Below are 8,149 nucleotides of genomic sequence, written 5' to 3'. Positions count from 1 at the left end.
ACGAAGTTGGCACGTTGGACTGGGCGATCGCCTTGCAGCAACTGCTCGATCTGATCAACGAAATCGCAACGAAAGCAGGAAAAAAGCTTTCGGCTCTGATTCAACGTCAACTCCAGCAATGGATTGCCGCTTTACCCAGCTACATTAAGGCTTGTTTGCCCATTTCATACTGCGAAAGTTGAGATAGTAACAATCAGTAGATGGAGAAATACACTTGCATCTCCGATGCCTACAAACTGGTGCAACACCTCTCCATTACTTCGAGACCAATAGTACCAAAATAAATTTATAGAACTTCACAGACACCACCTTCTCAGATCTTTCGGTTAATCAATAATTACGACACGATCAGTTGACATCCCCAATATAGATCGGTCTCGCTTGATTGTTCCTGATCATCTCAGCGAGTGTCTTTGGGTAAACCCTGATCTCATCCAATCGGTCACACTCAATCCATTCGACATCCACCTGATAACTGTCCGGATTGGAACCTTTGAATTCTTGTACCTCTCCGTCAATCCTGCATTCAAAATAAAACTCAACCTGATGGATGTCGTAATCCCACTCCGCAAACTCGTGGTTTTTGCCAATATATTCCCGTACACATACCAAATCCGCGACAACAACCTTGCAACCGATCTCTTCCATACATTCTCTAATCAGCGCGGCTTTTAATTCCTCGCCTTTTTCTTGCCCGCCTCCGGGGAATAAATAAAAGTACCCCTGATCATCTTTATTCTTTGTCAGGAGCACCCGGTTGTTATCAACGATAACCGCCTTGGCGGAATTTCTGATCGGTTTCAGTGTCCTCACCCGTTTCTATGTGTTCTTCTATGATTCCAGGAACTTCATGCAGACAAGCCTTTGGGGAAATTCCGCAAAACCGGCTTTCGCGTACAACCTTCTTGCGGCCGTGTTGCCCACGTTCGTCTCCAGCCGGATGCTGTTTGCCCCCTTTTCACTCGCCATTTTCTCGCAAAACTGAAGCAGCCGGGTCCCGATTCCCCTGTTTCGGAACAACGGCTCCACGCAGATGTCCTGAATGCGCAAGACCGGTCTTCCCGAAGCCGTGGAGAAGCCCCAATAGACAACGACGAAGCCGGCCCAATCGTTCCCATGTCTAGCCAGATGGAATTGGGCGACTCCGTCATCCAGCAGGTCGAGCAACGATTTTTCGCATTTCGATGTGAGCTCTTCATCCCGCCCATACGACGATTTCATATAGCGGGCAAGGAGCCGGGTTGCGGGTTCCAGAAAGTCTTTGCTCAGCGGGATGATCTCCAGGAATTCCCTTACGTCGGTCATGCTTATTGCTCCCCGTTCCATCAGGTCAATGATTTGCCGCGCTTCCCGGACCAGCTCCGCCCGTTGCGCCAACAGTCGATTCCGATTGCCGTAGATCTTTTCCTCGTCATAGTCGGCGGTCGTGATAAAAGCGTTTGCAATCTTTTCGAGAAAATAGCACCCTTTGCAATATTCGCGGTAGATCCGCCCGGCCAACTCCACAATCCCGGACTTGTCAGTGATGAAATCCCCGAGCAGGTCCCTGATTCTTTCCAGCTCACAGGCCCCCACGTCGATGATCTTCCTGATAACATCATAGGCGTACTTGCCGTTATAATCGATCGCCAGGAGTTCACGATACGCCTCGAGCGGGGCGCAACACTCCAATTCATCATGCTCGTACAACCACTTCTCGAATTCCTTGACAGGCATTTCCCGATTCAAAAAAGAAAACAGCACCTTGCGTGCCTCCGTACATGACAACACGGTGATGACCCCTTCTTACTGAAACTCGGGAATGAATTCGTCCCTGATCCCCATGAGTCCGTCGCCAAAAATCACCTGAATCCTGTGTTCCTCGTTACGGTCATTGGCCACGACGAAGAAGAAACGATTCAAATAGCGGATGTTCGGACTGTCGCCATTCAGGAATTGCTTGTAGTTGTCGATGGTTTCTTCCGCGATCCAGATCGGCACCACGATGTCGTCCGGATTCAGAAAAACAGCCAACCCGTCCGCGTCTTCCGCCTGGATGAGTTCCATGTAGTGCGAGACCATTTCACCCGCAAAAGGAAAATATCGGATATATGGATTGTAGAAGATTCGAGTTCCGTTTTCCTCATAGCGGATCAACAACCGGTCCTCATCGGACCAGGGTTCGAACCGGTTCTCACCCCGGTTGTCGGACAGTTTGAATTCGTATTGCCCGTATGCAGGTCCCCATGCAATTCCTTCTCTGTTCATGGTTACCGTCAGGGAATCCATATCAAAGTTGGTTGCGAAACCCTCGATGACAGTTTCCGCCGTTTCATGGTCCATCCGCGTGCCAATAAAATGCATGGTGACGCCAAGCAATTGAACAAGCCGATCCGCGTCCCTCGCCTTTACGGCCTCAATGAATGTTTCGGCATCATCGATCGCGGCCAGTACATGCGGGGATTCTTCGGGGGCGGCGTCAGTTCCGCTATTGACGAGACCGGGATCAATGGGAACTTCCCTTTTGTCTACCCCGTTGCGATCGATGGCATCTTCAACAACAGGCTGTACCGGCTCATTCACCGGTTCGTTTGCCTGTGTGCAGCCGGACAGCACCAATAACAGGAGAAAAAGGGCCAATGCTAATCGCGTCATGCCGACCACCCGAGCGCGGGACATTTTTACTCCAATCATTACATTAGACTGTTTGCGGCTATAAAAAGTTTTTTCTAATCCGGGGAAAGTTTCTTTTCAAGCGAAATCGTGATGGAGAAGCCCGGGAGATGTGCCTGTGTGTCGGAGCTCAGATTGGATTGGCTTGTTTGCTGTAATTTTGAGCAAGGACCCATCCGTTGAAACCGTAGGAGACCAGAATCTCGATGTACTTGTATAGCTCCCGGTTGATCTTCTCCTTCAATTCCGTGATGTTGCTGAACATGACCGGCCAGCCGTGGTTCTTGCCTTGTTCAAGCAAATTCAGAATTTGCTCATTGGCAAAAAAGCGGTCCGACTCTTGCTCGAAGATCCCCAGCAGAATACTGCCCGGGAAATGGTGTCCGAACTGATGACAAAGCACGCCTTCGAAGACGATGTCCGTGTACTCAGCCCGATCCTCGCGTTCATCCAGCGTGTGAATGACGATCTTCCTGTTTCGCAGATCCACTTCCGATCGCCCACACGCCGCCCGTCGTCACGTTCAGGTTGTTGTTGACGCTCACGTTGTCGCGAACGTACAGATCCCCGCCCGTGATGTTCAGATTGCCGACCTGATTGTTGGAGACGATAGCGCCGACGACCATTTCGCCGGAGATGTTCATCTCCACATTCGTGTTGATATGCATCTGGCCTTCGACGACGACGCGCCGCGCGTTCATCTGCAGCGTGCCGTTGTTGTACGTCAGGTTGCCCGCATACAGCGTGTCGGAGACCGTCACATTCGAGTCATTGTTCAAATGCACAGGCCCGCCGACCCATACGCTGCCGTATTTGCCGCCGACCGCCGCGGCCGTCAGCTTCGTGCCCTGGTTGGCATTCAGCGCATGTTCCGCGATGAGCGTGCCGTAGATCGTCACCGCGTTCGCCTGATTGGTATTCATGCCTTGAACCAGCAGGACAAATGGCTTCGTCGGGCTGCCGAACGTCACGTCGCTGTCCAGGTTCAGATGCCCCGCCTGAATGATGACCGGATCGGCCTGGCTCCCCGCAATGGCGTTCTGAATGTCAGCGACATCGCAAGACTTGCACGAGATCGCGGACGCCTTATAGCCGGTAATGTCACTTTCCATACGGTCGATCAGCTTGTTCAAATAGTTGCCGATGACCGGCTGCATCCCTTCGACCTTCCGGTAGGCCGGAGCATGGGTAAGGTTGTGCATCGTGCCGGACAGCAGCACCTTGTCCGATTCCGGAATGTCGCGGCCGTTCTCCGGATCAATGCGCACCGGACCGCCCGTGCCCGGGTCCGGCTCTTCTTCGTCCTCCTCGCCTCGGACGACCGGCGCGGCTTTGCCCATATAGCCCATCCTCGAGCCCAGATGAACGAAACCTGTTCGGAATAGCTGGACTCCCGGCCATCCTTGACCGCCTTGGCGGAAATTTGCGCGATCTGTCCATCCGCACGGTCGTATTCGGTTCGGCGTTGCCGGATACCTTCACCATGCCCGATGCCGCCGGTTCGACCGTCAGCGCGCCCGGCGCCTTGGGCTGCCGGGAGCCCACGATTTCGAAGCTGGCCATCTGGCCGTAGTAGACGCCCGTGCCGTCATATTCCGCCGGCGACGCGCAGATCGTGTAGCGCTCCTCCGGCAGCGGCACGCCGTTGATCTTGCCGTCCCATCTTTCCGTGTGCTCGATGTCCGCGGTGATGCCGCCGACATAGGTCCAATGGCCGTTCGCATCGTCGTAGACGTAAATGCCCGCTTCTCCCGCACCGCGAGCCATTCCGGCTACGCGGCATAGCCGAGCACGAGCTCCGCGCTCCGGCCGAACGCGGCATCCGCGCTTACCTGCCAGGCCTCGTAGCCTTGCAGCTTCCGGCCTTTCTCATCCGTCAGGACGTATGACTCCAAATCCACCTTTTCCAGGCTCACGTCGGTATCCTCGGCGAACGTGCCCTCGGCAATCCGCAGCCGGGCTTGTCCGTCTTCGGATGCCAGCTCGCCGCCCGCCGGGCCGATCCGCTTCTTGCTTCCGGCCGAACCATCGCCGGATGCCGGCGGGATCACGACGCCGGGCACCCCGCCGCCCTGCGGTCCGGTCAGCTCGATGAAGGAGACGGAGCCGTCCGCCGCACTCAACACCAGCTTGTCGCCGCTGAGACGTGATTTTTCGCCCATTTTGCCCGCCGCCGGTTTTTGCATGAATCAAAAAAACCCCGCGGAGTCGAATCACTCGCACGAGGTTTCGATTTATAACTGCTTTTATACCGCCCCGCCCCAGGACAAGATGGAGAACTCCAGGCGAACCTTGAATTTGGCGATCAAGGCTTGCAATTCGTTCGGCATTTCAAAATAAATCTGCCCCAGCTCGGACTGATAATACATCCGCAGACAGACATCGTACCCGCTGTCGGACAGATGATGGATATACCCGATGTTCGGTTCCAGCTCCTTGAGCAGTTGCATGAGCGAGCCGACGGGGTCGTTGCCGCGCATTTTCACCCGGTACATCCAGAAATCCTTGGACACTTTCTTGCCGCCGACCGACACCTTTCCGCCCTTTCTCAGGCATCTCGCCGGCTCCACATTCAAACTTCGCGTGATTTCATCGAAATCAAGCGTCTCTCCCCGGATGATCAAACTTGCGTCACCTGAAAAAAAGGCATGATCAACGGCATGTCCCATCCTTCATCACCACCATTTAGAGCAGCCCGGCTGTCATGGCGTGATCCGGACGTCATAGTCCCACGCTTTAGACCCGTGGCTTTGCGTCCCCGACTTTCGTACGGGTTTACCTCTTTTCTTTGCCTGGTTTTTCAGGTTGGAGTCCCGTCCGGGACCTGCCGATCTGAAGTTCCTCTCATTCGTTTTTATCGTCAATTTTTGCCACGCGATCAAGACCAATGTCCATATTCGCACCATTTTGAGCTTTTTTGACTATTCTGCAGACAAAAACAACCCGTGATCGAGACTTTTGGCCCATAAACAGAGCTTGCCGGCCACACCGCTAAGTTGCTTCAGCTGCTTCGTCCCACCCTTCCGTTACCAGTTCGACAAAGGCCTGAATGGTAATTTCATCAGAACAATCCTTGCGTGTAATCACATAGGTATCCAATGTTTGCGTAAACCGGTGCAAAGGGATGAGTTCTTCCTTTCTTATCTCCTCTTTGATCAAATCACCGCTGATGATGGAACGGGATATCCTGGAACAAATTGTGGAGATCGCACGATCGTGCGGAGCTTATGTACTTTGTGATGAAGTCTGTATGAACTTGCTCCAGGATGACGATTTGCTCTCCCTTGCAGGCCTTCGCCTCGGCTGGATTGCCGCTCCGCAGGAAGTCATCACGGAATGCATGAAGCACCGCGACTACACCACGATCAGTTGCGGGATATTGAACGAAATGCTGGCTGTCCATGCCCTGAAGAACTACGACAAGATCTTGAGAAGAAGCCGCAAAATTTTGCGGGACAACCTGGCCCTCCTGGATGAATGGGTGGAAAAGGAAGCCGCTTTTTCCTATGTCAAACCGCGTGCGGGAACGACAGCCTTGCTGAAATACGAATTCGAAGTGCCTTCTGTCAATTTCTGTACCGGTCTGCTGGCGAATACCGGCGCCTTTCTGACCCCTGGCGCGTGCTTCGATATGGAAGGGCATGTCCGCATCGGTTACGCTTGCAGTACCGAAGTGCTGCAGGCCGGACTTGAACAGATCTCCGGGTATGTGCGGAAAATGAAGTAAAGCGCCTGCCCGGACATTCGTCCGGGCAAGCGCCATTTGAAGGTTGCAGCATAATCTGACCGATTTACCACGTCACCCAGGGCTTCGATCCGGGCGCCGGATTCACGAGCATATCGCCGAACGGAACCGTGTACGCGAACAGGATCAACACAACGAGTACGCCCACCCATACGCCCCAGCGCTCGATCCACTTCGGCGTCGGTTCGGCTGCGTCAGCCGTCTCGCCGATCGGGAACTCGGCCGCGGTTTTCTCGTCGCCTTTCGGCGCGCGCATCAAGGCGATCATGTTGCAGAACATCAGGATGACGCCGATGAACAGGATCGTGCCGCCGATCGCCATCGCCACGTGATACGGCATCCAGAAGACCGCGTCCGGATGGTCGCCGTACGTCGTGTACGCCGTGCGGCGCGGCGAGCCGAACAGGCCGACCGTATGCATGGACCCCGACATGAAGAACATCCCGATCAGCCAGATGATCGTCTGGATGATGCCGAGCCGGTTCATCCGCGGCGTGAGCTGTTTGCCCAGCACGTGCGGAATGAGCCAGTAGGCGACGCCGAAGAACGTCAGGGCGACCGTCGTGGCGACCGTGAGGTGGAAGTGCCCCGTGACCCACAGCGTATTGTGCACCATCGCGTTCATCTGGTTGCTCGCGTTGATGATGCCGCCAGCGCCGGCCGGAATGAACACGAGCATGCCCATGAACGGCGCGAAGAAACGGACGTCACCCCACGGCAAAGTTTTCAGCCAGCCGAACAGCCCGCGCGCGCCCTTGGCCCGACCGGTCTGCTCGAACGTTGCAAACATTGCGAACGCGGTCATGAGAGACGGAATGACGACCATGAACGTCAGGACGACCTGAATGTACTTCCAGACCGGTGCGATGCCCGGTTCCATCAATTGATGGTGGAACCCGACCGGGATGGAGAACAGAATGAACAGGACGAACGACAGCCGCGCCATCGAATCGCTGAATATTTTGCCCCCGATGATCTTCGGTATGCAGATATACCAGCACATGTACGCCGGCATCAGCCAGAAGTAGACGAGCGGATGGCCGAAGTACCAGAACAGCGTCCGGCTGATCATGATGTTGATCTTCTCCACCCAGCCGAACGACCACGGAATGAACTGGAACAGCACCGTGATCGCGACGCCGATCGTGGCGATCTGCCAGACCAGCATCGTGGCGACGGCCATGAAGCCGAACAGCGGGCTGACGCTGCCCTTGTGCGTCCTGCGCCAGTACCGGTATTGCGCGAAAATGCCGTACCCGCTGATCCAGCTGCCCACGACGACGAACACCAGGGCGATGTAGAAGAACGGATTGGCTTTCAGCGGCGCGTAGAACGTGTAAAGCACCGTCGCTTCGTTCGCCAGAATCATGATCGTGCCGAGGATCGTGCCGACCGTCATCAGGACGTAGCCGGCCCAGCCCATCCGGCTCACGACGCCGAGCAGCTTGCCGCCCATCGTCTTGCTGACGCCAGCATACAGGAATCCGATGATGAAGAAGGTCGTGAAGATCAGCGCCATCAGGACGCCGTGCGCGGTAAGAATTTGATAGTAGCCGATCTCCGACGGCAGCTCGATCATGCCGCCGCGGACGAGCCCTTGCAGCACGCCCGCGACGCCGCCGAGCAGAAGCGCCGTGAAGGCCACCAGAAGGTGCGCCAGCACCAGCTTCGCATCTTTGCCGTCGAACGGCCGTTTATTGTCGGCGGCGGACGCTTGCATCACAGTAGCAGTCACGCTCGATCATCCTCTCC

At 55.2% G+C, this 8,149-nt stretch carries 10 protein-coding genes, 1 pseudogene and 1 riboswitch; of the genes and pseudogenes, 2 read left to right on the top strand and 9 right to left on the bottom strand.

The window, feature by feature from the left end; genetic code table 11:
• Window positions 1-182, top strand: a pseudogene (locus tag C6W55_RS10445) (IS4 family transposase); the annotation flags it as partial.
• A 166-nt stretch (window positions 183-348) separates the two neighbouring features.
• Here the strand turns inward: C6W55_RS10445 and C6W55_RS10440 are convergent.
• The 8 genes from C6W55_RS10440 to C6W55_RS10405 form a co-directional block, all read right to left on the bottom strand.
• Complete coding sequence (locus tag C6W55_RS10440; protein WP_286892605.1) at window positions 349-804, bottom strand: NUDIX domain-containing protein; 456 nt, start codon at window positions 802-804, stop codon at window positions 349-351.
• A 27-nt stretch (window positions 805-831) separates the two neighbouring features.
• A complete protein-coding gene (locus tag C6W55_RS10435) occupies window positions 832-1,743 on the bottom strand; it encodes a GNAT family N-acetyltransferase (RefSeq protein ID WP_286892594.1) in 912 nt (303 codons plus the stop codon).
• Between the two features lie 42 nt (window positions 1,744-1,785).
• Window positions 1,786-2,634, bottom strand: a complete 849-nt coding sequence (locus C6W55_RS10430; protein ID WP_157373534.1) for a hypothetical protein — start codon at window positions 2,632-2,634, stop codon at window positions 1,786-1,788.
• Between the two features lie 148 nt (window positions 2,635-2,782).
• On the bottom strand, window positions 2,783-3,142 hold the full coding sequence (locus tag C6W55_RS10425; RefSeq protein WP_015254128.1) for a hypothetical protein: 360 nt from the start codon (window positions 3,140-3,142) through the stop codon (window positions 2,783-2,785).
• On the bottom strand, window positions 3,099-3,992 hold the full coding sequence (locus C6W55_RS10420; protein WP_286892593.1) for a hypothetical protein: 894 nt from the start codon (window positions 3,990-3,992) through the stop codon (window positions 3,099-3,101). Before C6W55_RS10420 ends, C6W55_RS10425 begins: the two co-directional genes overlap by 44 nt.
• Window positions 3,910-4,419 carry a hypothetical protein gene (locus tag C6W55_RS10415; protein ID WP_286892592.1) on the bottom strand — a complete coding sequence of 170 codons (510 nt, stop codon included), beginning with the start codon at window positions 4,417-4,419 and terminating at the stop codon, window positions 3,910-3,912. The genes C6W55_RS10420 and C6W55_RS10415 overlap by 83 nt, the downstream gene beginning before the upstream one ends.
• 5 nt (window positions 4,420-4,424) lie before the next feature.
• Window positions 4,425-4,814: a hypothetical protein gene (locus C6W55_RS10410; RefSeq protein ID WP_286892591.1), complete on the bottom strand. Its 390-nt coding sequence runs from the start codon at window positions 4,812-4,814 to the stop codon at window positions 4,425-4,427.
• Between the two features lie 84 nt (window positions 4,815-4,898).
• Complete coding sequence (locus tag C6W55_RS10405; RefSeq protein ID WP_041853820.1) at window positions 4,899-5,276, bottom strand: DUF4279 domain-containing protein; 378 nt, start codon at window positions 5,274-5,276, stop codon at window positions 4,899-4,901.
• A gap of 62 nt (window positions 5,277-5,338) precedes the next feature.
• Window positions 5,339-5,442, bottom strand: a riboswitch (cyclic di-GMP riboswitch).
• 334 nt (window positions 5,443-5,776) lie between these two features.
• Between C6W55_RS10405 and C6W55_RS10400 the strand changes: the two genes are divergently transcribed.
• Entirely contained in the window at window positions 5,777-6,379 is a 603-nt protein-coding gene (locus C6W55_RS10400; RefSeq protein WP_286892590.1) for an aminotransferase class I/II-fold pyridoxal phosphate-dependent enzyme, read from the top strand.
• Between the two features lie 64 nt (window positions 6,380-6,443).
• Here the strand turns inward: C6W55_RS10400 and C6W55_RS10395 are convergent, their stop codons facing one another.
• Complete coding sequence (locus C6W55_RS10395) at window positions 6,444-8,117, bottom strand: b(o/a)3-type cytochrome-c oxidase subunit 1 (RefSeq protein WP_286892604.1); 1,674 nt, start codon at window positions 8,115-8,117, stop codon at window positions 6,444-6,446.
• Between the last annotated feature and the right edge of the window lie 32 nt (window positions 8,118-8,149).

The sequence above is a fragment of the Thermobacillus sp. genome (assembly GCF_003390775.1).
GTDB classification, from domain to species: Bacteria; Bacillota; Bacilli; order Paenibacillales; family Paenibacillaceae; genus Thermobacillus; species Thermobacillus xylanilyticus.
The sequence above is the reverse complement of the archived record's forward strand: the minus strand, read 5'-3'. Positions and strand labels throughout refer to the sequence as shown.

What these genes read in the sequence shown, in the direction of transcription:
- C6W55_RS10395 (WP_286892604.1), bottom strand. Translation starts at nt 8,117, where the DNA reads ATGCAAGCGTCCGCCGCCGACAATAAACGGCCGTTCGACGGCAAAGAT.
- C6W55_RS10430 (WP_157373534.1), bottom strand. Translation starts at nt 2,634, where the DNA reads ATGACGCGATTAGCATTGGCCCTTTTTCTCCTGTTATTGGTGCTGTCC.
- C6W55_RS10415 (WP_286892592.1), bottom strand. Translation starts at nt 4,419, where the DNA reads ATGGCTCGCGGTGCGGGAGAAGCGGGCATTTACGTCTACGACGATGCG.
- C6W55_RS10400 (WP_286892590.1), top strand. Translation starts at nt 5,777, where the DNA reads ATGAGTTCTTCCTTTCTTATCTCCTCTTTGATCAAATCACCGCTGATG.
- C6W55_RS10410 (WP_286892591.1), bottom strand. Translation starts at nt 4,814, where the DNA reads ATGGGCGAAAAATCACGTCTCAGCGGCGACAAGCTGGTGTTGAGTGCG.
- C6W55_RS10420 (WP_286892593.1), bottom strand. Translation starts at nt 3,992, where the DNA reads ATGGGCAAAGCCGCGCCGGTCGTCCGAGGCGAGGAGGACGAAGAAGAG.